Annotated in this window: 25 protein-coding genes; 10 read left to right on the top strand and 15 right to left on the bottom strand. The window is 61.5% G+C overall.

What is annotated here, in order from left to right; translation table 11 throughout:
* Positions 1–70: 70 nt before the first annotated feature.
* The 6 genes from dctP to LJE98_RS08920 all read right to left on the bottom strand — a co-directional run bounded on the left by dctP (position 71) and on the right by LJE98_RS08920 (position 5,790).
* Positions 71–1,126, bottom strand: coding sequence for a TRAP transporter substrate-binding protein DctP (gene dctP, locus LJE98_RS08945; protein WP_229574802.1), 1,056 nt, complete (start codon positions 1,124–1,126; stop codon positions 71–73).
* Between the two features lie 24 nt (positions 1,127–1,150).
* Entirely contained in the window at positions 1,151–2,440 is a 1,290-nt protein-coding gene (locus tag LJE98_RS08940; RefSeq protein ID WP_229574964.1) for a TRAP transporter large permease, read from the bottom strand.
* The gene (locus LJE98_RS08935) at positions 2,440–3,030 is read right to left on the bottom strand and encodes a TRAP transporter small permease (RefSeq protein WP_229574801.1); all 591 of its coding nucleotides are present in this window, start codon (positions 3,028–3,030) and stop codon (positions 2,440–2,442) included. The genes LJE98_RS08940 and LJE98_RS08935 overlap by 1 nt, the downstream gene beginning before the upstream one ends.
* 191 nt (positions 3,031–3,221) lie before the next feature.
* Complete coding sequence (locus LJE98_RS08930) at positions 3,222–3,740, bottom strand: flavin reductase family protein (protein WP_229574800.1); 519 nt, start codon at positions 3,738–3,740, stop codon at positions 3,222–3,224.
* The gene (locus LJE98_RS08925; RefSeq protein WP_229574799.1) at positions 3,740–4,633 is read right to left on the bottom strand and encodes an aldo/keto reductase; all 894 of its coding nucleotides are present in this window, start codon (positions 4,631–4,633) and stop codon (positions 3,740–3,742) included. The genes LJE98_RS08930 and LJE98_RS08925 overlap by 1 nt, the downstream gene beginning before the upstream one ends.
* Positions 4,633–5,790, bottom strand: a complete 1,158-nt coding sequence (locus LJE98_RS08920; RefSeq protein ID WP_229574798.1) for an LLM class flavin-dependent oxidoreductase — start codon at positions 5,788–5,790, stop codon at positions 4,633–4,635. The genes LJE98_RS08925 and LJE98_RS08920 overlap by 1 nt, the downstream gene beginning before the upstream one ends.
* Positions 5,791–5,883: 93 nt before the next feature.
* On the opposite strand from LJE98_RS08920, the gene LJE98_RS08915 reads away from it, so the two are divergent.
* On the top strand, positions 5,884–6,603 hold the full coding sequence (locus tag LJE98_RS08915; RefSeq protein ID WP_229574797.1) for a GntR family transcriptional regulator: 720 nt from the start codon (positions 5,884–5,886) through the stop codon (positions 6,601–6,603).
* Positions 6,604–6,676: 73 nt separating this feature from the next.
* The gene (locus LJE98_RS08910; protein ID WP_229574963.1) at positions 6,677–7,750 is read left to right on the top strand and encodes a Gfo/Idh/MocA family protein; all 1,074 of its coding nucleotides are present in this window, start codon (positions 6,677–6,679) and stop codon (positions 7,748–7,750) included.
* A gap of 249 nt (positions 7,751–7,999) precedes the next feature.
* Here LJE98_RS08910 and LJE98_RS08905 read toward each other — a convergent pair whose 3' ends face one another.
* The 4 genes from LJE98_RS08905 to LJE98_RS08890 form a co-directional block, all read right to left on the bottom strand.
* Positions 8,000–11,188: an efflux RND transporter permease subunit gene (locus LJE98_RS08905; RefSeq protein ID WP_229574962.1), complete on the bottom strand. Its 3,189-nt coding sequence runs from the start codon at positions 11,186–11,188 to the stop codon at positions 8,000–8,002.
* Between the two features lie 53 nt (positions 11,189–11,241).
* Positions 11,242–12,219 (bottom strand): efflux RND transporter periplasmic adaptor subunit, encoded by a 978-nt coding sequence (locus LJE98_RS08900; RefSeq protein WP_229574796.1) that lies wholly within the window; start codon positions 12,217–12,219, stop codon positions 11,242–11,244.
* 11 nt (positions 12,220–12,230) lie between these two features.
* Positions 12,231–12,431 (bottom strand): YgaP family membrane protein, encoded by a 201-nt coding sequence (locus LJE98_RS08895; protein WP_229574795.1) that lies wholly within the window; start codon positions 12,429–12,431, stop codon positions 12,231–12,233.
* Between the two features lie 94 nt (positions 12,432–12,525).
* Positions 12,526–12,843, bottom strand: a complete 318-nt coding sequence (locus tag LJE98_RS08890) for an ArsR/SmtB family transcription factor (protein ID WP_229574794.1) — start codon at positions 12,841–12,843, stop codon at positions 12,526–12,528.
* A 134-nt stretch (positions 12,844–12,977) separates the two neighbouring features.
* Between LJE98_RS08890 and LJE98_RS08885 the strand changes: the two genes are divergently transcribed.
* From LJE98_RS08885 to LJE98_RS08875, 3 genes are all read left to right on the top strand, one after another.
* Positions 12,978–13,310, top strand: a complete 333-nt coding sequence (locus LJE98_RS08885) for a TIGR01244 family sulfur transferase (protein ID WP_229574793.1) — start codon at positions 12,978–12,980, stop codon at positions 13,308–13,310.
* A gap of 115 nt (positions 13,311–13,425) precedes the next feature.
* Complete coding sequence (locus LJE98_RS08880) at positions 13,426–14,331, top strand: MarR family transcriptional regulator (protein WP_229574792.1); 906 nt, start codon at positions 13,426–13,428, stop codon at positions 14,329–14,331.
* Between the two features lie 160 nt (positions 14,332–14,491).
* Positions 14,492–14,962: a chemotaxis protein CheW gene (locus LJE98_RS08875; protein ID WP_229574791.1), complete on the top strand. Its 471-nt coding sequence runs from the start codon at positions 14,492–14,494 to the stop codon at positions 14,960–14,962.
* Between the two features lie 336 nt (positions 14,963–15,298).
* Here LJE98_RS08875 and LJE98_RS08870 read toward each other — a convergent pair whose 3' ends face one another.
* Positions 15,299–16,024: a ParA family protein gene (locus LJE98_RS08870; RefSeq protein ID WP_229574790.1), complete on the bottom strand. Its 726-nt coding sequence runs from the start codon at positions 16,022–16,024 to the stop codon at positions 15,299–15,301.
* Between the two features lie 358 nt (positions 16,025–16,382).
* On the opposite strand from LJE98_RS08870, the gene ytfQ reads away from it, so the two are divergent.
* The 5 genes from ytfQ (at position 16,383) to LJE98_RS08845 (ending at position 21,724) form a co-directional block, all read left to right on the top strand.
* The gene (gene ytfQ, locus LJE98_RS08865) at positions 16,383–17,345 is read left to right on the top strand and encodes a galactofuranose ABC transporter, galactofuranose-binding protein YtfQ (RefSeq protein ID WP_229574789.1); all 963 of its coding nucleotides are present in this window, start codon (positions 16,383–16,385) and stop codon (positions 17,343–17,345) included.
* Positions 17,346–17,449: 104 nt separating this feature from the next.
* Positions 17,450–18,973 (top strand): sugar ABC transporter ATP-binding protein, encoded by a 1,524-nt coding sequence (locus LJE98_RS08860; protein WP_229574788.1) that lies wholly within the window; start codon positions 17,450–17,452, stop codon positions 18,971–18,973.
* Positions 18,970–20,013 carry an ABC transporter permease gene (locus LJE98_RS08855; protein WP_229574787.1) on the top strand — a complete coding sequence of 348 codons (1,044 nt, stop codon included), beginning with the start codon at positions 18,970–18,972 and terminating at the stop codon, positions 20,011–20,013. Before LJE98_RS08860 ends, LJE98_RS08855 begins: the two co-directional genes overlap by 4 nt.
* Entirely contained in the window at positions 20,010–20,990 is a 981-nt protein-coding gene (gene yjfF, locus LJE98_RS08850; protein WP_229574786.1) for a galactofuranose ABC transporter, permease protein YjfF, read from the top strand. Before LJE98_RS08855 ends, yjfF begins: the two co-directional genes overlap by 4 nt.
* Complete coding sequence (locus LJE98_RS08845) at positions 20,987–21,724, top strand: FadR/GntR family transcriptional regulator (protein ID WP_229574785.1); 738 nt, start codon at positions 20,987–20,989, stop codon at positions 21,722–21,724. Before yjfF ends, LJE98_RS08845 begins: the two co-directional genes overlap by 4 nt.
* Positions 21,725–21,860: 136 nt before the next feature.
* Here the strand turns inward: LJE98_RS08845 and LJE98_RS08840 are convergent, their stop codons facing one another.
* From LJE98_RS08840 to LJE98_RS08825, 4 genes are read right to left on the bottom strand one after another with little or no spacing between them, the layout of a single operon-like run.
* Positions 21,861–22,361: a GNAT family N-acetyltransferase gene (locus tag LJE98_RS08840; protein ID WP_229574784.1), complete on the bottom strand. Its 501-nt coding sequence runs from the start codon at positions 22,359–22,361 to the stop codon at positions 21,861–21,863.
* A 2-nt stretch (positions 22,362–22,363) separates the two neighbouring features.
* Positions 22,364–23,296, bottom strand: a complete 933-nt coding sequence (locus LJE98_RS08835; RefSeq protein ID WP_229574783.1) for an ROK family protein — start codon at positions 23,294–23,296, stop codon at positions 22,364–22,366.
* A complete protein-coding gene (nagA, locus tag LJE98_RS08830) occupies positions 23,293–24,477 on the bottom strand; it encodes an N-acetylglucosamine-6-phosphate deacetylase (protein WP_229574782.1) in 1,185 nt (394 codons plus the stop codon). The genes LJE98_RS08835 and nagA overlap by 4 nt, the downstream gene beginning before the upstream one ends.
* Positions 24,474–25,496, bottom strand: coding sequence for an SIS domain-containing protein (locus LJE98_RS08825; protein ID WP_229574781.1), 1,023 nt, complete (start codon positions 25,494–25,496; stop codon positions 24,474–24,476). The genes nagA and LJE98_RS08825 overlap by 4 nt, the downstream gene beginning before the upstream one ends.
* Positions 25,497–25,505 lie beyond the last annotated feature (9 nt).

Here is a 25,505-nt window from a genome sequence, read left to right as displayed (position 1 = left end):
GGGGTTGTCGGCATCACCAGATGCCGGGGGCGGGGGTGGGATGCGCGGGTATACCGCGCATCCCTGGTTGTCAGTTGAGATCAGCCGCGCGGTCGGCGTCGACCTTCGCCTGAGCATCGGCGACCGCTGCCGTAAACTGGTCGAACACTTCAGCTCCGCCAGTGACGTTTGTCTTAAACCAGTCGAAGACAGGCGAGACGGAGGTCTTGAAGGCTTCCTTCTCGGCAGGTGTCGGCACGTAGATCTCACCGCCGGCCTTGAGGAAGTCCTGATAGGCGGCGATTTCCTTGCGCTTCGGTGACGCAAAGGTCGCCTGCTGAAGCGCGGCGAAGCCGTCAACGACGATCTGCTTCTGCTCGGGTGTCAGGCCCTGGAAACGGTCGTTGGACATCCACCAGAAGGCACCCATGTAGCTGTGGCCGTCGAGCGTCAGGTATTTCAGGCCCGCATCCGGGAACTTCATCGACATGATGTCCGTGATGCCGTTGGCGGTTCCTTCAACTACACCCGTCTGCAGCGAGGTGAAAAGCTCCGGCCACGGGATCGGGGTGGGTGCTGCACCCACGGCGGTCGCAACCTGCTGCGGCAGGTCTGCCGGGACCGTGCGCATCTTCAGACCCTTGAGGTCTTCCGGCGACTTTACCGGCTGTTTCGTGTTGGCGTAGTTGCGCCAGCCGCCGGTGTTACCGATCGTCATCAGGCGGATCTTGTTGTCGCTGTCGGCCAGTGCCTTCTCGCGCAGCTTGCGAGTGAAGTCACCGGTCAGCACTTCCTCTGCAATACGGTCATCGCTCATCAGGTAGGGCAGGTCGAGCACCTGGATATAGGGGAAGAGGCCGGCAGCCCCGCCCGAGGTCGAGATGTAGACGTCGAGCGAGCCGTCGGCGACGCCTTGCAGGCATTCCTCGCCGGTGGCGCACAGCTGCGTTCCCATGAAGAGCTCGACGGCCATCGTGCCATTCGAGGCGTTCTCGATATAGTTCTTGAACACGACGAGACCGTCATAGTCCTCGTCGTTCTCGTTGGAATTGGCGGTGGCGCGCAGCGTGATGTCTGCTGCCTGCGCCACTCCCGTGATTGTCAATGCGCTGGCGAGCAGCAGGGTCTTAAACATGGACTTGAGCATTCTGGTTCCTCCCGTTTTCTCAAGTTAGTCAACGAAGCCCGCAAGGCGCGGGACCGTCAGGGTCAAGGCGGGGAAGTAGGTGATCAGGAAGATCACCACGATTTCCGCCGCCAGGAATGGCAAGGTGGCTTTTGCAATCGTCTCGACGCGAAGCCCCGAAACCGACGAGGACACGAAGAGCACCAGACCCATGGGTGGGGTCAGGAGGCCGACTGTCAGGTTCACCGCCATGATGATGGCGAAGTGAACGGAGTCCACACCCATTTGGGTGAAGATCGGGCCGAGGATCGGTCCGAGGATGATGATCGCGGGGCCTGCATCGAGGAACATGCCGACGACAAACAGCAGCAGGTTTATCAGCAGAAGCAGGACGAGCGGATTGTCGCTCAGGCTCAGGATAATCGAAGCGAGCAGTTCCGGCGTGTGCGACAGGCTGGCGACAGTCTTGAACGCCATTGCCGCTCCCACGAGCAACAGGACGACGGCCGACGTCATTGCTGCGCGCATGAGGATTTTCGGCATGTCGGCGACATTGAGGGTGCGCAGCACGAACAGGCCAATGAAGATGGCATAACCGACGGCAACCGCAGACGCTTCCGTCGGGGTGAAGATGCCGCCGAGAATGCCGCCCATGATGATGACGGGGGTCATCAGCGGCCAGAATGCGTTGAGGCTTGCGCGCCCGCGCTCCGACCAGGAGGCACGCTTCGTCGCGGCCGGGAGGTTTTCGCGGTCCGCCAGAAGATAAACGATCACCATCAGGCTGATGCCGATGAGGACACCGGGCACGATGCCGGCGAGAAACAGGGCCGCGACGCTCTCACCCATGACATAGGCATAGATGATCATGATGCCGGATGGCGGGATGATCGGACCGATGATGGACGATGCTGCCGTGACGGCCGTTGCAAATCGACGGCTGTAGCCCTGCTTTTCCATGGCGGGGATCAGCATGGAGCCCAGCGCCGAAACATCCGCAACGGCCGAGCCGGAGAGACCGGCGAACAGCATTGACGACAGGATGTTGACGTGGGCAAGCCCGCCGCGCAGGTGCCCTATGACGGCCTGGGCGAATTCGACCAGGCGCATGGTAATGCCGGCCCGGTTCATCAACTCTCCGGCCAGCATGAAGAAGGGGATCGCCATCAGCGGGAAGCTATCCATCCCGTTATAGACGTTTCGGTAAAGCAGCACGATGTCGCGCTCCTGGCCATTCAGCCAGAGCAGGATGGCGGGTGCTGCGATCAGGCCGAAGACGATCGGGAAACCGAGCAGCAGAAGAACCATGAAGAGCGGAAGGAACAGACTGAGCATCATTCAGCTCCCAGGCCGCCGAAAGTGGTGATGGGCTGCAGCCTCTCACCACGTCCAAACAATTCCAGCAGGCCGCGCAGGATCAGTTCGATGTTGACCACGAACATCATGGTTACGCCTGCCGCGAGCGACGCCATCATCCAGCTACGAGGCACCTTCATCCACGTGCTCAGATCAAGCGACGTGGGCACGGCAATCGCGGGCATGGCGAAACGCCCGCCCAAGCCTGTCGCTTCGGCCCAGCCGATACGCATGCCGACAAAGAGCAGCACGGCCGAGAGGCCGAGAAAGAGCAAGGCAATGATGGTGCCGATCACGCGCGGAAAGATGTCGAGGATCATCGTGATCGCGACGAAGCCGCCCTGACGGAAGGCCGTCGGGACCATCAATCCGGTCATCCAGAGCATGAGGAAACGTGATGCTTCTTCGCTCCATGCCAGGGCGTCGCCGAGAATGTAGCGAAAGAAAACCTGCACCAATATGAAGACGAGCATAATGCCGAGAGCTCCGGCTCCCAGCCAGAGACCAAGGGTCAGGACGGCGGCATTCAGCCGTCCGAGCAGATTGGTCAGATTCGAAAGTGCCGTCATGACTCCACCCATTTCTTGTCATCGGTCAAATCGGCAAAACGATCGAAGACAACTCCAGCCCGTGCAAGCACGGTCGTTCCGGTTCCAGATTCCGCGGGAGCAAAATCTCCCGCGTTCACTTGTTCCTGTGTTCCTCGATCGTCTCGCCGCAGCATGCACGGCATGCGCCGACGACGTCCTCCCATTTTAACTCAGACGGCGAAGCGTCCGAACCGTCCACCCGAGAAACACAGCGGTTCTCCCTGCCGATGCGCAACTCTCAACACCCTGCCTATGACGAGCGTATGATCCCCTGCGTCGTGCTGTGCCTGCTGGATGCATTCGAAACGCGCGAGCGTGCCCGGCAGGACTGGTACCTCCTCGTCGTTGAGGCAAACCTCGATGCCATCGAAACCGCTGCCCCCGCGTGTGAACGCGGCGCTCAGATGATCCTGATCCGCGCCCAGAACATGGATCGCGAAATGGCCGGCGCCGGTGAAGGCGCGATATCTCGACGAGCTCTTGGCCGGCGACCACAGCACCAGCGGTGGATCTAGCGAGACGGAGGCGAAGCTGTTGACGGTCATGCCAATCGGACCGTCGTCGGTCATGGCGGTCACCACGGTTACGCCCGTGGTGAAGCTGCCGAGCGCGTTGCGAAAGGCGCGATGATTGTCGCCTCCTGGAACGAAGACGGCTTCCAGTGCATGAATGTCATTGGCAGCCATCATCAGGCAACCTCCCGTCCGATCGCGAGTGTGTAAAGTTCGAACCAAGTCTGGCGATCCATATCCACCTTGGTCGCGTCTGCGATCCTGGCGATGCGATCGAGCGAATTGGTGCCCATGACCGGCAGGATGGTCGCCGGATGGCGCAGCAGCCAGGCGACGGCGACCGCCGTTTCATCGACGCCGTGTTCGACGCCGATCCGCTTGAGGGCGGCCAACAGCTCCGGCTTTGATCCATCCATGAGGCGCCCGCCGCCGAGCGGAGACCAGGCCATGGGCGGGACCATGCGCTCCTGCAGATAGGCGAGATCACCGTTTACGAAGGTGTCTGTTGCCAGCAGGCTCATCTCGATCTGGTTGGTGACGAGATTGTTCTCCATCGAAGACTGCAGGAGCGAGATGTCCCAAGGGCGGAAGTTGGAAACGCCGACCGCGAGCACCTTGCCGGAGGCGACCAGCGCATCGAGAGCCGGACCCGTCTCGTCGGGATCGATCAGCGGATCGGGACGATGGATCAGGAGCAGGTCGACGTGATCCGTGCCCATGTCAGAAAGCGAGGCTTCGACGGACGCGGTGATATGGGCAGCCGACGTGTCGTAGTGCTTAACGCGTGCTGCCTGATGGCGGCCGGCAGGTGCCACGATATCGCATTTGGTCACGATTTCGAGCTTGTCGCGCAGTCCAGGCGCGGCCTTCAAGGCGTTGCCGAGCACGGCTTCCGCCGTATAGCCGCCATAAATGTCAGCCTGGTCCATCGTGGTGATGCCCTGGGCGAGGCAGGCCTCGATCTTGGCCTGGACATGTTTCGCCGACGTGTCGGCATCGTCGCCGATGCGCCACATGCCGTAGACAAGGCGACTGAAGGTAAGGTCTGGGGTGAGATTGACGCGCTGCATTAGCGGCGAACTCCATTTCCGAGAGGTGTGGGCGGCGTTTCCGAGGGAACGCGGCCATAAGCATGGGGGAGCGAGACGGTCTTGAGTTCCGGCAGCACCTTGGTGCCGAAGTGGACGGCCTCGTCGATATGCGGGTATCCCGACAGGATAAAGGCGCGGATGCCCATTTTCCGGTAGGCTTCGAGTTCGGACAGGATCTGGTCCGTGGAGCCGACAAGGGCTGCACCACAGCCGGAACGGGCACGGCCGATACCGGTCCACATGTGCGGTTCGATATAGCCGAACTGGTCGGCGAGTTCGCGAGCGCGGGCCTGATGCGCGACACCGAGCGAGATCGAGTCATGCGCACGGTCGCGGATCAGCTTGCCGTATTCGTCATCGAGCTTCGAGACGATGTATTCGGCGTATTCCCGCGCTTCCTTTTCGGTGTCGCGGACGATCATGTGAATTCGCAACCCATAATCCAGTGTGCGGCCATGGGCCTCGGCTCTGGCATGGACGGCCTTCATCCGCTCTGCAAGCTGGTCCTTCGTCTCGGGCCACATCAGATAGACGTCGCATTGCGCACCGCAGAGTTCGAGCGCGTCGGGCGAGTAGCCGCCGAAGTAGAGAAGGGGGCCGCCATTCTGCTGATAGGGACGGGCGGGTTCTGTCGATACACCCTTGAACTGGTAGACTTCGCCCTCGTGGTCGATCGTCTCGCGTGTCCAGGCCTGGCGCAGGATTTCCACGACCTCATGGCTGCGCTTGTAGCGGAAGGCGCTGTCTGCCACTTCGCCCGGAAAATCCGAGCTGATCACGTTGAGGGTCAGGCGACCCTTCAGCATGTGGTCGAGGGTCGCGACCGTACGCGCCAGCATGATCGGCTGCATCTCGCCGCAGCGGATGGCGGCCAGCATGTTGATACTGGAGGTGATCGGCGCGCAACCGGCAACGAAGCTGAGCGTGTCCTGACCCACCTGATAGGAGGAAGGACAAAGGATGTTGCGGAAGCCGAGCTGTTCGGCCTTCTGCACAATGTCCGAGCAGTGTTCGAAGCTCGAGCGCAGGCCTCCGTCCGGCACGCCGAGAAATTGATAATCGTCAGAGCAGAGCGCGGCGAACCACGACACTTCCGCGCCATCCAGGTCTGCCGATGTAACGGGTACGATGGTCATTGAGGTCTCCTCCAAGGCTCCAACTTTCCTCTTGCCTAACACCGGATTTGATGTAGATCAATAGTGTATCAATTTTTTCTCGGCGATACAGAAATGCCACAGAACCACGCGACCCAGCCGCCCGGCAGCCTTCCGATCTATGTGCAGATCACCGAACTTCTCGTTCGCGATATCGCGGCGGGGCGGTTGATCGACGGGGAGAAGCTGCCGCCGGAACGGGACATGGCCGAGGAACTCGGCATCGCCGTGGGAACGTTGCGCAAGGCTCTGGCTGAGCTGCAAAATCGGGGGCTTCTCGAGCGAGTCCAGGGGTCCGGCAATTATGTCCGTGCGATCTCGGATCCGCAGTCGGTCTATGCGCTGTTCCGGCTTGAACTGCTGGGCGGAGGTGGATTGCCGACGGCAGAGATCCTGACCATTGATCGCCTTGAAAAACCGGCTGATTTGCCTGCCTTTGGGCGTTCCGGCCAGGCGCATCGCATCCGCCGTCTGCGCCGCCTTTCAGGCAAGCCCGCTGCGCTCGAGGAGATCTGGCTGGACGGATCTTATATCGAGGCGATCGAGCGCGAGGCGGTGTCGGAATCGCTCTATCTCTTCTACAGGACCAAACTGTCGCTGTGGATCGCGCGGGCAGAGGACCAGATCGGCCTCGATCTCGTGCCCGACTGGGCGCCGTCGATCTTCGGCCAGGCGCCCGGAGCAGCGGTCACCCACATTCAACGTATCAGCCAGGATCAGGAAGGGTTTCGCGCCGAAGTTTCGCGGACCTGGCTCGACCACAACATTGCCCGCTACGTGTCGCGGCTGAAATGACGGCACGGCACAAGGCAGACCAACCCAGGAGGAAAGAGTGGCAGGACTGAATTACGGAATCATCGGTTGCGGCATGATGGGGCAGGAGCATTTGCGCAACATCGCCCTTTTGCAGGATGCAACGGTGGTGGCGATCTTTGAGCCGGATGCCGGCATGCGTGCACTGTCGGCAGAGGCGGTTCCTATGGCCAAAATGGTCGAATCGATCGAGGAACTGCTCGCCGTCGAGGCGGTGAACTGCCTGTTGATCGCGAGCCCCAACTTCCTCCATCTCGACCAGCTGGAAAAGATTGCCGCGATCCGCCCGCTGCCGGTGCTGGTCGAAAAGCCGCTTTTCACCGATCCGGCCGATGCGCCGCGTCTCGCCGCCTTGCGTGCCGCCTATCCGGCTCCCATCTGGGTCGCCATGGAATATCGCTACATGCCACCCGTCGCGCGAATGATCGCGCAGGCGGAAGAGGCGACTGGCGGCATCCGGATGCTGACCATTCGCGAGCATCGTTTTCCCTTTCTCGAAAAGGTCGGTGACTGGAACCGGTTCAACCGCAACACCGGCGGGACGCTTGTGGAGAAATGCTGCCATTTCTTCGACCTCATGCGGCACATCCTGAAATCGGATCCGGTGCGTGTCATGGCGTCCGGCGGTCAGGCGGTGAACCATCTCGACGAAGTCTACGAGGGCAAGTCCTCTGACATCTGGGACAATGCCTATGTCATCGTCGATTTTGCGTCGGGGGCCCGGGCCATGCTCGAGCTCTGCATGTTCGCGGAAGGCGCTCGTTATCAGGAGGAAATCTCGGCCGTGGGACCGGAAGGGAAGATCGAATGCCTGGTTCCCGGTCCCGGTCGCTTCTGGCCGGAACATCTCGGCGAGCCGCCGATCGCCCAGGTCATCGTGTCGCCACGCGATCCCAAGGGACCCCATGTGGTGGAAATTCCGGTCGATCCGGAACTGCTGGAAGCCGGTGATCACAACGGCTCCACCTTCTATCAGCACCAGCGTTTCCAGAAGGCCGTGCGGGGTGAAGGGGTGGTGGACGTTGCTCTCGACGATGGCTGGTGGGCGGTGGCCATGGGCCTCGCGGCCCAACAATCGGCGCAGACCGGCCAGGCTGTGACCTTCCCGCTTTCGTTCGCGCCACGCTGAATGGGCATCGGCGATGGCGCGATCTCCGGGGACGCGCCATCCGCCGACAACGACATCTCACGTCCTGTCTTGCTTTCGGGAGCCGTATTGCGACCAGGTTTCAGTCGCGGTCGGCCATGGGTCCTGCCTCGGCCCTAGTATGAATTTTCGCCCCCACCTTCCTTTCATGGTGGCGATGGGGAGCCCCGGACCTGAACGAAGACGGCCGCGCTCGAGGCGCGGCCGTTGGCATCAGGACCCATTCCTGCTTCAGGTTCGCAGCACCCGGTAGATCGCGGGGATGACCAGCACCGTCAGCAGTGTGGAGGAGATCAGGCCGAAGAGCAGGGAGATCGCAAGCCCCTGGAAGATCGGGTCGGTGAGGATCACGGCGGCACCGATAATGGCGGCAAGTGCTGTCAGGAGGATCGGCTTGAAGCGGATCGAACCCGCCTCGACCAGAACGTCTGTCAGGCTCCTTCCCGTGTGGTCGGCATGGCGGATGAAATCGACAAGCAGGATCGAATTGCGGACAATGATGCCGGCGAGCGCGATAAAGCCGATCATCGATGTCGCCGAAAACGGCGCGCCGAAGAGCCAGTGGCCGCCGAGGATGCCGATGAAGGTCAGCGGCACGGGCGTCAGGATGACCAGCGGCACCTTGAAGGAGCCGAACTGGGCGACCACGAGAATGTAGATGCCGAGCAGCGCGATCATGAAGGCAGCGCCCATGTCGCGGAAGGTCACCCAGGTGACTTCCCATTCGCCATCCCAAAGCAGGGTTGCCTCCTCCTCGTTGGTCGGTTGACCGTTCAGGGAGATGACCGGCTTGGGGAGGCCCGTCCAATCCTGCGCGTCGATCGCGTCCTGAACGGCGAGCATGCCGTAAAGGGGCGCTTCGAAGTCCCCGGCCAGCTCGGCCGTCACCATCTCGGCGCTGATGCCATTGTGACGGAAGATCGGCAGTGAGGTCTTCTCATCGAGGACACGCACGACGTCGCCGAGCTCGACCACGCCCTTGTCGCCCGGCAAGACATTGGCCGGCATCGGGGTCGAGAGGAAACGCTCGTCGATGACCTTTTCGCCTTTCGCCCGCTCAAGCCGGATCGGGATCGGCGGGCGGCCTTCGCCGCGATGGGAATAACCAATGGTCTTGCCGTTCGACAGGATCGAGATCGTATCGAAGACGTCGCCCTCTTCGACGCGGTAGAATTCTGCGTCGTCGGTCGAGATGACCAGACGCTTGCGCGGGGCCTCGACACCGTAGGAATTGTCGACGTCGACGATAAAGGGGACCGAGCGGAAGGCCGCCTCGACTTTGGCCGCGACACGGCGGCGGATCTCCGCCGTGGGGCCGTAGATCTCCGCAAGAAGGGTGGCCATGACCGGCGGACCCGGTGGGGGCTCGACGACCTTGAGGCTTGTGCCTTCGGGTGTCGGGATCGATGCAATCTTCTGACGGATGTCGAGGGCAATATCGTGGCTCGAACGATCACGGTCCGATTTCGGCGTCAGATTGATCGCGACGTCACCCTGATAGGAGGCCGCACGCATATAGGCGTGGCGCACGAGGCCGTTGAAGTTGAAGGGTGCGGCAGTGCCGGCATGGGTCTGCACGGACACCACTTCCGGCATGTCGAGGACGGTGCGGCCGACGGCCTGTGCAATGGCATCGGTCGCCTCGACGGACGAGCCCTCCGGCAGGTCGATCGTCACCTGCAGTTCCGACTTGTTGTCGAAGGGCAGGAGTTTCACCGTGACATGCTTGGTGTAAAACAGGCTCAGCGAACCGAGCGTGAGCAGCCCGACCAGTACCAGGAAGATCCAGCTTCGGGTCTTGGTGGCGAGGATGGGGCGGGCGGTCGCCGCATAGAGCCGTCCGAGTTTCCCGCCCGTCTCGTGGGCCTCATGGGCGTGGACGGGCGCGTTGCCTGCGACCTTCAGCATCAGCCAGGGCGTCACCATGACCGCAACGAAGAAGGAGAAGATCATCGCCGCCGAGGCATTGGCCGGGATCGGGCTCATATAGGGACCCATCATGCCGGAGACGAAGAGCATCGGCAGGAGGGCGGCGACGACTGTGAGGGTTGCAACGATCGTCGGATTGCCGACCTCGGCGACGGCCTCAATGGCGCTGCGGCGGCGCGAGCGCTTGTCACCCATGCCCCAGTGACGGGCGATGTTCTCGATGACGACGATCGCGTCATCGACGAGAATGCCGATCGAGAAGATGAGGGCAAAGAGCGAGACGCGGTTCAGCGTGTAGCCCATCAGGCGTGAGGCGAAAAGGGTGAGCAGGATCGTCACGGGAATGACAATGGCAACGACCAGAGCTTCGCGACGGCCGATCGCCAGCCAGACGAGGGCGATGATCGAGACGGTTGCGAGGCCGAGGTGGTAGAGAAGCTCGTTCGCCTTTTCGTTGGCGGTTTCGCCATAGTCGCGGGTCACCTCGACATGGATGTCCTCAGGGATCAGCTTGCCTTCCAGGGCTTCGATCCGCTCGAGGATGGTTTCCGCCACGATCACGGCATTCGAGCCGGCGCGCTTGGCAATGGCGAGCGTGACCGAGGGCACGCGCTCGACGCTCTCGCCATCCTTGCTCAGCGTGGACACCAGGGCTTCGCTGGTGTCGGTGGCAAAGTCGATCATGGCCACGTCGCGGACATAAACCGGGCGACCATCGCGGGACGTCAGCAGCAGATTGCCGATCTCGGCCGGGGTGGACAGGGTCTCACCGGCGATGACGTCGATCTGGCGGCCCTGTTCCCGCACCTGCGAGGCCGGCATGGCCGTGTTTGCGCCGCCAACCTTGCCGGCCAGCTGCTGCAGGGTGATCCCATAGAGGGCGAGCTTTTCCGGCTGGGGAGAAATGCGGATGATCTCGTTGGTCTCGCCCACCACATAGGTCAGGCCGACGTCCGGGACCTTGGCGATCTCGTTGCGGACTTCGCGCACGATGCGGGTCAGGTCGTTGGCGCCGATATGGTCACTGGCGACCTTGGTCGGGGAGAAGGTGAGCGTGACGATCGCGACGTCATCGATGCCGCGCCCGACAACCCTTGGTTCAGCAATGCCGACGGGAATACGGTCGATATTGGCACGGACCTTGTCGTGGACACGCAGCACCGCCGTGTCGGACGAGGTGCCGACAAGGAAACGGGCGGTCACCATGACCATGTTGTCCATGGACTGGGAGTAGATGTGCTCGACGCCGTTGATGCTCTTGACGATCGTTTCCAGTGGTTCTGAGATCAGCTTCTGGGCGTTGTCGGCGCGCAATCCCGGAGCCTCGACGATGATGTCGACCATGGGCACGGAGATCTGCGGTTCCTCTTCGCGCGGCAGGGTCAGCAGCGCGATCAGGCCAAAGGCGAAGGCGGCGATCAGGAAAAGCGGTGTGAGCGGTGACTTGATGAAGGCGCGTGTGAGATTGCCGGCAATGCCCAGATTGCCCATGGGGGTATCGTTTTCCGGGTCCGCGCCACCAGGGGCGCTATCGATATGATCAGTCATTTCGTCACCACGACATCACCGGCCGCGAGGCCGGACAGGATCTCGATCTTTTCCTCCCCGTCGATCTCCACGGCATTGCCGGCGACCACGGCGCGATCCACCACCTTGTCGCCCTCGCGGACGGCGACGAAGTCGATGCCGGCTCGGCTGGAAACGGATGTCGGAGGCACCAACAGCGCCTGGCGATTGCCGACGGGCAGTTCAACGAGCACTCTCGCTGCGACGAAATCGGTGTCGAGGCCGTCGACCTCCACATCCGCCGTGACCCGACCGCCTTCGATCTGCGGATAGATCTTCACGAGTTCGCCTTCGAGCTTTTCCCCTGCGGCCTCGATGCGGATCTGTGCGCCTTGAGAAAGTTCATGGGCGTGCCGTTCGGGGACTGCGAGTCTCAGGAAGAAGCCACCTCCAGCAATCGTGGCGACCGTTTCACCGGCCATGACCACGGCGTCGCGGGTGACAGGCACTGAGATGACGCGGCCGTCCGACGGCGCAAGAACGGCGCCTTCGGAGGATTGCTGGACAAGAAGGGATCGCTGGGCTTCGGCCTGGCGAACCTGATTGGTGATCACGTCCAGCTGGGTGCGAAGCTGATCGAGCCGCTGGGTGCTGGCCGCGCCGCTGCGGACCAGCCTGTCTGCACGGTCGAGTTCAACCTGTGCATCATTCACCGAAGCCGTCAGGCCCTGAAGCTGGGCATCCACAGCCTTGATCTGGAAGTCGATTTTGTCGTCCTTGACCTCGGCAATCACGTCGCCGGCCTTGACGAGGTCGCCCTCGGTCACGGTGAGGCGTGCTACCGTGCCGCCGAGTCTTGCGCGTGCCAATACTCTGTTGCGCGGCTGGATTTGGCCATAGACCGCCTTCATCTCCGGTATGCTGACCGGCTTCAGCTCGGTGTCGGCTGCATGGGAGACGCTCATTCCGGTTGCCGTGAGGGCAGCGATCAGGGTGATGAAGGCGGTGGGCTGCATGACAAATGTCCTCAGAATGCGGTGCCGGGTCGAAGACCCAGCTTGCGGAAGATCATGGCTGCCGGGCAGAAGCCGGTGAAGGCCGACTGTAGCATGTTCACGCCAATGAAGACGGTAAACCAGATGAATCCTGGATGGACGAAGTGCGTGAGCAGCAGCGACAGGAGGACCATGAGGCCGGCAAAGGCGAGGACGGCGCGATCGATCGACATATTTTTCTCCTTAATGTACATATCTACGACAATACGTAGATAATGGGCAAGCGGAAGTCAAGCGGAGGCGGGCCTCATTCCATGGTCGCGGCTGTCAGGTGACGCAATCCGAGGTCTTGCAGAAACTGTCGTAGAGGGTGCCAATCACGGCTCGGGCCGGTTCGCTCTCAATCCGATACCAGATTGTCTGGCCGTCACGCCGCCCCGCAATGATCTTCTCGCGACGCAGGAGTGCCAGGTGCTGGGAGACGGTACTGTCGCGAATCCCAAGGAATTCCGCCAGTTGGCCGACGGAATGCTCGCCATCAGCGAGGCGGCAGAGGATCAGCAGGCGATACCGGTTCGATAACGACTTCAGGAGTTCGCTGGCCATATCGGCACCAAGCTTCATCTGTTCAGGATCAATCTTCATAGATACGAATGTATATCATTAATCAGTGCTGGCAAGTGTTGACATGCCGCGGGGGCGCTATAAATATAATAAAAATACTATGTGTTGTGCGTTGACAGCCTCGCGTCCGCATTTATCTCTCGAAGGAGCCCTGCATGAGCATTCGCAGCATCGATCCCAGTTTTCATGTCACCGGCCAGATCAAACCTTCGCAACTGCGCGAATTCGCAGATCTTGGCTTCAAGACCGTGATCTGCATGCGTCCGGACAAGGAAGGCTTTTTCCAGCCCTCCTTCGGGGAAGTGGAGGAGGCAGCGCGCGGTGTCGGGCTGGAAGCGCATTACCTGCCTGTTGTTCCCGGATCGCTCTCTTTCGATCAGGCGCGCCAACTCAGGGATCTGCTCTCCAGGCAAACTGGCCCGGTTCTCGCCTATTGTGCCTCCGGCATGCGCTGTATCGCTGCCTACGACCTTGCCAAGCGGGCCTGATTTGCGCGGATCCCCAGCTGCCTGCAGTTGGGCTCGGTGAGGCAGCGCACAAGGCCAGGGCTCGACGCAGCCGGCGATTTGTTCTCCTATGTCCGTCAATCGAGGAGCGGCGGCAATGGATCAGATGCATACAGAACACTTTGCAGGCAATCCACGCATCGTTTACGGCGGTGTCGAAGAACACCTCCAGGAGCCGGTCTGGCAGGCCGCCATGCCGCTTCTCGCACGACCGGGCTATGAGCGCGCAGTGCTCGCCTACTGCCGCAGAATGGTCGAACCGAACGACTTTCGCTGGCCGGCAAACAAGATCTTCGCACAGAAAACGCGCTACATCACCTGCTACATGCTGATCGCACTTGCGGGGCGTTTCGACCTTGGGATCGGCCCGGCGCCGACGATGACCCTGCTCAAGAGCGTCGTGCCGGGCAGCGGGCGGCAAGCCAGCGATCTGATAGCGGGCCTGAGGGCAGGCGGCTATGTCACAGCCGAACAGAATCCGAGCGATCGGCGCGAACTAATCCTTCGCCCGACCGAAGCGCTGATCCTCAAGATCGCCCGCTCGCCCCTGGCCTTCCTCGCGTCGTCCGCTCTGCTCGAACAGCATGCGTTGCATGACTGGGTGGCCGTTGATCCTTTACGGATGGGTGATCTCCTCGCGCGATCGATGGATGCCATCCTGACCAAGGACGTGCTTTTCGCTCCCTTTCCGACAATCGTCGATTTCTCCGGCCGGGATAGCGGTTATCTCATTCTGTGCGCCGTGATCGGCGCTCATCTCTCCCGATCCGGAGGCGAAAGCTGGGACCTTCAGCTGAGCTATGATGCTCTTTCGCAGCGTTTTCAGGTCTCCCGCCAGCACGTGGGCAATGTCCTGACGCCCTCCGTGAAACGTGGTCTCTTCAGCATCCAGAACGGCCGGATCGAGGATGTCGACGGAGGATTGCTCACCGAGTTCTTCTGGTGGAGCGCCGGACAGATGGCGCATTATCAGATGGTTGCGCGAGAATTGTCGTCTGGTTGACGTATATGGCAGAATCTATGCGTTGATTTAGAAATTATTTAATTGCTGGTGGGCTAGATTGATTCCGAGTTGCAGACTCAGGATTGCACGCCGGTCCAACCGGGCGATCATCATCGTGACAAGGTGCCAGCCGGTCGGGCTTGCCGAGGAGAAATTGCAGATGAACACGACGTCGAATGCCACAGATGCCCTCGAGATCATCGCTTTTCGCCTTCACCAGCAGGAATTCTGTGTCAAGACGACCTCCATCCGCGAAATCCGTGGCTGGGCACCGGTGACGCCGATCCCCCATTCTCCCTACGAAGTCCTCGGCGTGATGAACCTGCGCGGCACGGTCATCCCGATCGTCGATCTGGCGGTCAAGCTTGGCATGCCGGCGGCGCAGGCGACGGAACGCAGCGCCGTGGTCGTCACTGAAGTCAATGGCATGACGGTCGGCCTTCTCGTCGATGGCGTATCGGACATTCTGACCGTCGCCGGCAGCACGCTGCAGCCGCTTCCAGCCGCGACCGGCCCAAGCGCCGCCTTCTCCGACGGTATTATCGCGCATGACAAGAGCATGATCTGCTTCCTCAGCCTCGAGCGCATGTTTGGCGAGGATGATCCTTCTTCCTGGGGCATGGCAGCCTGATCATTCGGGGCGGGGCGATTGAAGCCCCGTTTCCTTTCAGGGCGACAATTGCGCCCGATCTCCCGTCAGTCTTTTGTCCAAATTTGTGACGTGATGCGGCGCATCAGCAGCGGCCACGAAGACATGCGATCTCATGCCGTCAGCGGAGACCCTCAAGGGTCTTCTGGACGACGCCGCTATATCCGCAATTGATATGGTTTCTGTGGGCTGACTTCTCGGTCTCGCAACGAGTGACCGATCGGCTCGCTCCGGACAAGACTGGTAGCCCGGCTTCCTGTCCGCCGACGAGCGCCGGGCCTCCATTCAGGACGACAATCCAACTTGTTTCGAAAGGCGTCAGGCAGCCGTTTCGTAACGGGCCATATTCCGCCGGCTCATCGGGGATCGGTCCTGGGTCTTGCCGGGCGTGACCAAGGTGAGAATTTCAGCGGCAAAGGCTTCTGCGTTGCGGATTGCCTTTTCGCCGCCGCTCGTCGTCGTGCCCTCAAGCTTGCGCAGGGGGCGATTGAGGTCAAACATCTCCCGGAAGGCTGCCCTTTCGGCGATCGGCGTGTCGAGAACATTGATCTGCTGCTCGGCCAGAAGGCGTTTCACGGCCGTCATCGAACGAGTGGTGATGGCGGGGTTGACCCTGGAAAGCACGACCGAATGGGGGATGCAGATACCGGCCTTGCGGTCGAGATAGCGCAGCAGATCGAGAACCTGTGCACCGCCTTGCGCATCCATGCTGCTGCCCTGGATCGGAACAATGACGTGGTCGGAGAGGCCGACTGCGGAAGCGAGAAGCGGGGATTGGATGCCGGGAAGGTCGATGATGACGAAATCCCATTCCTGCCGGCGTTCGTGGACGATCTTTTGTATGGTTGAGGCGGAGACATAGGTTTCGACAGACAGGCGTGGAATGAGTGGTGCACCTTCCTGCCAGCGCGAGAACCACCGTTGCGGGTCGGCGTCCAGAACGCAAACGCGATGATTCTGATGCAGGAGTTCGGTGGCGAGCAGAAGGGCTGCGGTCGTCTTGCCTGCGCCGCCTTTCGTGTTTGCGAAAGTGATTACTGCCATGGTTTATTCCTGGTTCGGGTATCGGGAGCCGGAATTGCTCATGCAAGGCACAGGAATCGTGCAGTCGAAGTTGTAAAGAAACGTGGGTAATAAGATATTGCGATTTTTAGGGAGGTTATGCACTTTGGCTAAACTTCAAGCATCCTTCGGCCTTTCGCGGACGACCGTTCAGCCTCGCAGTGAATGGATATTAACTTTCGGCATCTTGAAGTAGAGTGGCCTGCATCAGGGGCGTGTCGTAAGTCTATGCTGCGGTGCACAACATATAATAGTACTTTTTCTCTTTACAGCGGTTGAGCCGTTGCCTATGCATAATGGCAGGCACCGTGGAGGCGGTGTCTTTTCAAGGGAGGACATCATGACATTTCTTCGCAAGCTTGCGCTTAGCGCAAGCGTGATTGCACTCGGCTGCTCGTCTGCCCTGGCGGCAGACCTCACCGTCGGCTTCTCGCAGATCGGTTCTGAATCGGGCTGGCGCGCTGCTGAAACATCCGTCACCAAGCAGGAAGCTGAAAAGCGCGGCATCGAACTGAAGTTCGCCGACGCACAGCAGAAGCAGGAAAACCAGATCAAGGCTATCAGGGGCTTCATCGCTCAGGGGGTCGATGCCATCCTCGTTGCTCCCGTCGTCGCAACCGGCTGGGAAGATGTTCTGACGGAAGCCAAGGAAGCCGAGATCCCGGTCATCCTGCTCGACCGCGGCGTCGATGCTCCGCAGGATCTCTACCTGACCTCTGTCGCATCCGACCAGGTGAAGGAAGGTCGTGTTGCAGGCGAATGGCTGGTCAACACCGTCGGCGACAAGCCGTGCAAGGTCGTTGAACTGCAGGGCACCGTCGGGTCGACGCCTGCCATCAACCGCAAAAAGGGCTTTGAAGAAGCCATTGCAGGCAAGGCGAACATCAGCATTGCCCGCAGCCAGACCGGCGATTTCACACGCGCCAAGGGTAAGGAAGTCATGGAAGGCTTCCTGAAAGCTGAAAATGGCGGCAAGGACATCTGCGCGATGTATGCCCATAACGACGACATGGCCGTCGGCGCCATCCAGGCAATCAAGGATGCCGGGCTGAAGCCGGGTACAGACATTCTGGTCGTGTCGATCGATGCTGTTCCGGATATCTTCGCCGCCATGGTTGCTGGCGAAGCCAATGCGACCGTGGAACTGACCCCGAACATGGCAGGACCTGCCTTCGATGCGATCGATGCCTTCATGAAGGACGGCAAGCAGCCGGAGAAGTTCATCATCACGGAATCCAAGCTCTACACGCCTGCCGACAATCCGCAGGGCGAGTATGACAACCGCAAGGGCCTCGGTTACTAAGGTAACCCTCCCGGCAGGACCCCGCCAAATACTCGTGGCGGGGTCGCTGTCGCTTTCTCCCGGCGTCAGCAGGGGATAGCTTCGAGGGAGAGGGGGAAGAGGCAATGACCAAGCATCCATCGATCGTGCTTGCGGCGGCGGGCATCACCAAGACATTCGGCAATCACACGGCGCTCGCGGACGTCGACATCGCATTTCATCGCGGCGAGGTGCATGCGCTTCTCGGTGAGAACGGTGCCGGAAAATCAACGCTGATCAAGATCCTGACGGGAGCGTATATTCCCGATGGCGGGACGATTTCCGTCGATGGCGAAACCGTCCATTTTACCACGCCGCAGCAGGCCCAGGCGCTCGGCATCGGCACGGTCTATCAGGAGGTCAACCTCCTGCCCAACATGACCGTCATCGACAATCTGTTCATCGGTCGCCAGCCGACCAACCGCTTCGGTCTGGTCGACAAGCGCCACATGGAGCGGAAATCTCGCGAGATCCTGACGAGCTATGGCCTCGATATCGACGTGAAGGCCGAACTTTCGACCTTTTCCGTCGCTGTCCAGCAGATCATCGCGATCGCACGTGCCGTCGAACTCTCCGGCAAGGTTCTGATCCTCGACGAACCGACCGCGAGCCTTGATCGTTCTGAGGTCGAAAAGCTCTTCGGCATCGTCCGCCAATTGCGTGATCGTGGCCTTGCCATCGTCTTCATAACCCATTTTCTCGATCAGGTTTTCGAGCTGTCGGATCGCGTGACGGTCCTGCGCAATGGGCGCCTCGTCGGGACAGAGGCCATCGCCTCGCTCGACCGCACCAGCCTCGTGCGCATGATGCTTGGCAAGGATCTGGCCTTCCATCATCCCGAGGTGCTGGGCGAAGAGGGCGAGGTGGGCGAGACGCTGATGGAGTTCGAGGGGTTCGGGCTTTCCAACAGTGTTCAACCCTTCGATTTGAAGATCCATCGCGGTGAAGTCGTCGGTGTTGCCGGTCTCCTTGGTTCCGGACGCACGGAAATGGCACGGCTGATGTTCGGCATCGACCATGCCGACAGTGGCTCGCTCAAGATCGACGGCGCGACACGCCAGGTGCGCAATCCGCGCGATGCGGTGGAGCTCGGCTTCGGCTTTTGCCCGGAAGACCGCAAGATCGACGGCATATTCGGTGATCTCTCGGTCCGCGAGAACATCGTCATCGCCATGCAGGCGCGGCTGGGCTGGTTCAAGGCACTGAACCGTGACGAGCAGTTGGAGATCGCCGGTGACTTTATCGAGGCGCTCGACATCCGCACGGCATCGGCCGAGCTACCCGTCAAGCTCCTGTCCGGCGGAAACCAGCAGAAGGTGATCCTTGCCCGCTGGCTCGCCACCGATCCGCGCTTCCTGATCCTTGACGAACCGACGCGCGGTATCGATGTCGGCGCTCACGCCGAAATCGTCCGCATGATCAGCCGGTTGCGTGAAGACGGTCTCGCACTCGTCGTCATATCGTCCGAGCTCGACGAGATCGTCAGCTATTCCTCGCGCGTCGTCGTCATGCGCGACCGCAAGATGGTCGCAGAACTGCATGGCGCCGATATCACGCCCGGCGTCATTGTCCAGACCATTGCCGCCCTTCCGGCGGAGGCCGAGGCATGAAAAGGCTTTCTATGTCCCGTATCATTTCCCCGCAGCTGTTGGCGCTCGCCGGCGTGCTGTTCTTCAACTGGCTTGTCTTTCCCGGCTTTTTCAACATCACCTGGCAGGATGGCCGGTTGTTCGGCAGCCTGATCGACGTCATGAACCGTGGCGCCCCCGTCGCGATCCTTGCGATCGGGATGACCGCGATCATCGCTACCAAGGGCGTGGATCTCTCGGTCGGTGCGGTCATGGCGGTGGCCGGCGCGGTTGCCGCGACCTGTGCGGTTGCCGGCCAGCCGCTGATCGTCACCCTCGTCGCTGCCCTTGCCGTCGGGATCCTGTGCGGCATGTGGAACGGCATTCTCGTCGCCTATCTCGGCATCCAGCCCTTTGTCGCAACGCTGGTACTCATGGTGGCCGGGCGCGGGGTGGCACAGTTGATCACGGAGGGGTCGATCGTCACCTTTTCCGACCCAGCCTTGATCTTCGTGGGCACCGGCAATCTCTTCGGTCTGCCCATGCCGGCCGTGATCGCCATCGTCTTGATGCTCTTCGTCCATCTTGTGATGCGGCGCACGGCGATCGGTCTGTTCATCGAGGCCATCGGCATTAATCTTTCCGCCGCCAATTACACCGGGCTGCGCAGCAAGATTTTCATTCTCTGCATCTATGCCTTCGGCGGCTTCTGTGCGGCGACAGCGGGGATTATCGCCGCTGCGGACATCCGCGGGGCAGATGCCAACAATGCCGGTCTCTGGCTCGAACTCGACGCCATCCTCGCGGTCGTCATCGGTGGCACTTCGTTGCTTGGCGGACGCTTCTCGATCCCGATGTCGGTGCTCGGCGCGATCATCATCCAGGCGATGAACACAGGCGTGCTCGTCTCGGGCTTCCCGCCGGAGTTCAACCTGATCGTCAAGGCCGGCATGATCATCATCATCCTGGTGCTGCAGTCGGCCCGGATCGCCCATCTGCTCGGCCGCAAGTTCGGTCCGCGCCAGGCCGTTGCGACAACACCCCCCAAGACCTCAGGCCAAACTTCGGGACAGGCACGATGAATCCGCGTTATCGCCCACTCGCTGCGACCACCCTCATCTTCGTGGTCGCCTATGCCATCTGCATTTTCCAGTTCCCGGCCATGTGGTCGACCAGGGTGTTCGGGAACTTCCTGACGGACAACGCCTTTCTCGGCATCGCCGCCGTCGGCGCCACCTTTGTCATCATTTCCGGCGGCATCGATCTATCGGTCGGCGCGGTGATCGGCCTGACGGGGGTCATCACGGCCATCCTGATCTCCTGGGTCGGCATCCATCCGCTGGCGGTCTTTGCGATCGTGCTTGCGCTTGCGGCCACCTTCGGGGCCTCCATGGGAGCGGTCATTCACTTTCTGCAGGTGCCCCCCTTCATCGTGACGCTGGCCGGCATGTTCCTGGCGCGCGGTCTGGCCTCGGTGCTCAGCCAGGATTCGATCCCGATCGACCACGAGTTCTACCGGACCATCTCCAGCCTCTACTACCGGCTGCCCGGTGGCGGCCGCCTGAGCTTCATCGGACTGCTGATGCTTTGCACCTTCCTCGTCTTCGGTTTTATCGCCCACAAGACGCGGTTCGGCTCCTATGTCTATGCCATCGGCGGCAACATCAATTCGGCGTCGCTGATGGGGGTGCCGACCGGGCGGGTAACGGTCGGCATCTATGCGCTGTCGTCCTTCCTGGGCGGGCTCGCGGGCATCGTCTATTCGCTCTACACCTCGGCCGGCTATCCGCTGGCGGCGGTGGGTATCGAACTTGACTCGATTGCAGCCGTAGTGATAGGCGGGACCCTGTTGACGGGCGGTTACGGTTTCATCTTCGGAACCCTGATCGGGGTCATGCTGCAGGGCCTCGTCCAGACCTATATCGTCTTCGACGGAACGCTCTCCAGCTGGTGGACTAAAATCGCCATCGGGTTCCTGCTGTTCATGTTCATCCTGCTCCAGAAGCTGGTGTTTACCGCACAGACCGGGCGTACGCGCCTGAAGAAGGCCCCTGCATGAGCGAGCCGGGGAGCCTTCTTCGCTCCCTGTCAGGGCGGTTGACGGCGCGTAACTATCATTCGCATGTCATCAACGAGATCGGGGCCGGGGTCATCTCCGGTCGCTATCCCGTTGGGACGACCCTTCCGAATGATGCCAAATTCATGGAAGAGTTCGAGGTGTCGCGTACGGTTCTGCGCGAGGCATTGAAGACCCTGGAGGCCAAGGGCTTGCTCGAAGCAAGGCCGAAAGTCGGTACCAAGGTTGCCAAGAAAAGCCGTTGGAACCTCTACGATCCTCAGGTGCTGGCCTGGCATCTCGAAGCGCCGCTAGACCCGGAGTTTCTCTCCGGCCTGCATGAGGTGCGCCGCTCGATGGAACCGCAGGCGGCAGCTGAAGTTGCCAGACGCCGCACGGCGGACCAGATCCGCCTGATGCTCTACTGGATCCACCAGATGGAGACCTCGCTGGGCTCCCTGCAGAACTTCGCGCTTGCCGATTTCGAGCTGCACCGGATCATCGCGGACGCCGCTCACAATCCATTCGTGCGGGCGCTTTACGGTGTCATCGAGCTCGCGCATGCGCTGGCCTACAAGGCACTGATGACTGCTCCTGACGCTTGTGTGCTGGACGCAATCCTCGACAAGCACCGGCTCCTGGTGAACCGGATCGAATATGGCGACGAAGCCGGAGCGCGAAATGCCATGCTCGAAACCATCGAACATGACCGGATGGTGGCGCAGCGGTCCGGCTAGTCCCAGACCGGGCTGGTGGGTTCATAGGGCGAGTGCATTCTTGAGCATCGGAGCTTCTGCCATCGACAGGTCCGAGATCGGCCTCTATGTGCCCGGGCGTCGGCATCCCCCGACATCGGACTTCGGCTGAGGTGCTTCAGTCCGTCATGCCTGCCGGTGCGGCAAGCGGCAGCATGTCCTTGTAGATGCCAGGCGACGAGCCGGGAATTGCGATTGCACCCACGCTCCTCTCATAAAAACCCTCGGGGCCGGCACCGCCGATGATGGCATAACCGTAACCCTGATCGCGCATGTCGAGAAGGGTGCGGATCAGCAGCGCATGGCCGATGCCCTGACCACGGGCATTCTCATCCACACCGGTTGGGCCAAAGAAGCCCTTCATCGTTGCCTCGTGGCAGGCAAAGCCAAGCAGGGTCTCGCCTTCATGGGCAATCCAGCAGGTGACGGGCTGGCGCATGATTGCTGCCGTCGCCTCGGCTGCCCAGCCGGCGCCGAAACGCGGCTCGATCCAGGCACAGATCCCCGAGAGTTCCGGCACGAGCGCGCGCCGGATCGTTACGCCTTCGGCCTGCATGCGCCTGTCGAGGTCGGGGTTTGGCTGCAGATCGTAGAGTTTTACGAGCATGTCCGTAGCCATTCTCAGCCTCCTCCATGCTCTTTGGCGAAGTCGAGCCCCAGGATCGCGGCCCCGATGAGGCCCGGCTCCACGCCGCAGGCGGCGGGAACGACGATCGGGTCCTTGAACTTGCGCAGAATGCGTGCACGCAGGGCCGTATCGATGCGTGCCAGAAGCGCCGGCACATTCGAAAGGCCGCCGCCGACGGGTAAAATGGTCGTGCCGGTGACGTTGACGACGACCGAAAGCGCATCCGTGAGGATGTCGACGTAAACGTCGATCGTGCGTTCGGACATGGCCTCCCCCTTCTGCCAGTCGGTGATTATCTGCTCACTGGTCAGATGTTTGCCATGGATATGCTTGTGCAGTTTCTCGAGGCCTCTGGCGCTGCAGACCGCGTCGATGCAGCCAATCTGGCCGCAGCCACACTGGAAGCGCGGCACGCGGATTGGTGGAGAGCCGGCCTCTGTCGGCTGGATCGGACCGTGTCCCCATTCGCCGGCAAAGCCGCTTTCGTTGATCAGCTTGCCGTCGATGACGAGTCCACCGCCGACGCCGGTGCCGAGGATCACGCCGAACACGACACGATGACCGCGGGCCGCCCCAATGCCGGCTTCGGCGAGAACGAAGCAGTCCGCGTCGTTTGCGACGATCACCGGGAGGCCCAAGGCGGCTTCGAGATCGGCCTGCAGTGGCCGGCCGTGGATGCAAGGGATATTGGCGACGACGGCGTTCGCGGTGTCGGGGTCGATTACGCCCGCAATCGAGATTGCGATGCAGGCAGCGCGCTTGCCAGCGAGTGCTTCGGCTTCCGCAATGACGGAGGCGAGTGTGGCCACGAAGGCGTCGAAATCATGAATGGGAGTCGGCTGGCGCGGGAAGGGACGGATATCCTCGGGGCTCGTTGCCAGGGCGCCCTTGATGGCCGTGCCGCCGATATCGAAGCAGACGATCATGCGAAGGCCCAGCTCGGTTTGGTGTCAGCAGTATGGACGCAAGTGCCTGCAATCCAGGTGGATCTGATGTCGAGGTCTGCGCCGAGCACGACGAAATCGGCATCCTTGCCGGCAATGAGGCTGCCCTTGCTCGGGGCGCCGATCGCTTCGGCCGGATAGAGCGACGCCATGCGCAGCGCCTCTTCCAGCGGCTGCCCAAGCTGTTCGTGCACGTAGCGGACGCAGGAGAGCATGTCGATGTCCGCACCGGCCAGCGTTCCGTCGGCGAGCGTCAGCCGGCCATCACGGCGGTAAACGGTTCGGCCGTTCAGGTCGAAGCCGTTCTCCCCGGTGCCGATGGTCGACATGGCATCGGTGACCAGAAAGATATGGGCGGGCCCTGTCTTTGCGGCGAGCGCGATCTTCATGGTGACCGGATCGACATGGAAGCCATCGGCAATGAGGCCGCAATGCAGGGAGGGGGAAGCAAGGGCAGCGCCGACAAGGCCAGGCTCGCGGTTGCCGAGCTGGCTCATGGCGTTGAAGAGGTGGGTGACGAGGGTGGCGCCCGCCTTGATGTAAGCCGCAACGCCAATGCAGCTGGTATCGGTGTGGCCGAGGCTCACCCGGTAGCCGGCCTGAACCAGACGCCGGACCTGATCCGGCGTCACGCTCTCGGGGGCAATCGTGATCATCGGTATGCCGAAACGCGGCGCCTGTTCGAGAAGATAGGCGAGATCGGCTTCGATCATCGGGCGGATCAGGGCCGGATCATGCGTGCCCTTGCGGGCAATCGACAGATGCGGTCCCTCGAGATGCAGGCCGAGGTAGCCGGGCTCTCCCGCTGCGGCTGCGGCCGCGCCGGCGGCGATCGCTTCTCTCTTGAGTTCCGGTGCATCGGTGATCAGCGTGACCATCAGCGCGGTCGTGCCATAACGAGCATGGGTCTCGCAGATCGTGCGGATGCCCGGCACCGTGGGATCGTTGTTGAAGAGCACGCCACCGCCACCATTGACCTGGAGGTCGATGAAGCCTGGGGTGATCAGTGCATCGCCGGCATCGTGGTGCATCATGCCGCCGGGCAAATCCGCTCTGGCGAGAACAGCCTTCACCCGGCTGTTCTCGACCAGGAGTGCAGCATCCTCGTGGAACATGTGCCCATCGAAGATGCGGCGTGCGGTGATGGCGAAGGCGGACGTCATTGTGTCTCGGTGACTTTCTTCAGCGCGACTGGCTTGTCGGGATTGAAACCGCGCGCACGGGAGAGGGATTCGATGAAGCCATAATAGGGAACGATCAGAGCCAGCGCATCCGTGATCGGATGGCCCGTTGCGATGATCGGCAGCTTGTGCCCGGCCGCCGCCTGGTCCGATGTGATGAAGCAGGTGGCATTGCTGGCCGCGAGCTTCGAGACAGTTCCGGCGATCGAGGCCTCGGCCTTGTCCCTTGCCGCAAAGGCAACGACGGGAAAGTTGCGGCCAACGATCGAGACCGGGCCGTGCAGCACTTCTGCCGAGGAATAGGCTTCGGCATGCAGTTCGCAGGTTTCCTTGCATTTCAGGGCCGCTTCAGCGGCAATCGCCAGCGTGGGTCCGCGACCGAGCATGTAGAGAGAGTCGGCCGACTTTAGCGGCTCGAGCAACGCGGTCCAGTCGAGGGCGAGAGCCTGTTCGAAATGCTCGGGCAGGGCCTCGACAGCGCGGGTGAGCGCTACGTCGCGGCTCCAGCTCGCGAGGATCGCAAGCCCCGCGACGATCGAATTCACGTAGGACTTGGTCGCAGCTACCGCGATCTCAGGACCCGCCTTGATGTCGATGGCGAATGTCGCCGCGTCCGCCAGCGGCGAGGGGAGCGTGTTCACCAGACTGATCGTCGTGGCGCCGCCGTCTCGGGCGCCCTTGGCCATAACAACGATATCGGGGCTGGCGCCGGATTGGGACACGGCAAAGGCGGCCGCGCTGCCGAGCTTCATCGGAACCTCGTAGATCGAGGCGAGGGAGGGGCCGAGCGAGGCGACCGGCAGGCCCATCTGCAGCTCGATCGCATATTTCAGGAAATATGCCGCATGATCGGACGAGCCGCGGGCAATCGTCACCACGATGGCGGGATCCTTGTCGCGCAATGCGTTCGCCGCGTCTGATATCACGGATTTCGAGCTGTCCAGCAAACGGGCGGCGGCTGCGGGGATCTCGTTGATCTCCTCACGCATCTTGGTGGTCATGGTACGCGC

It is taken from the genome of Rhizobium sp. 'Codium 1', from assembly GCF_020889605.1.
Lineage (GTDB): Bacteria > Pseudomonadota > Alphaproteobacteria > Rhizobiales > Rhizobiaceae > Allorhizobium > Allorhizobium algae.
This window is presented reverse-complemented; position numbering and strand designations above follow the sequence as displayed.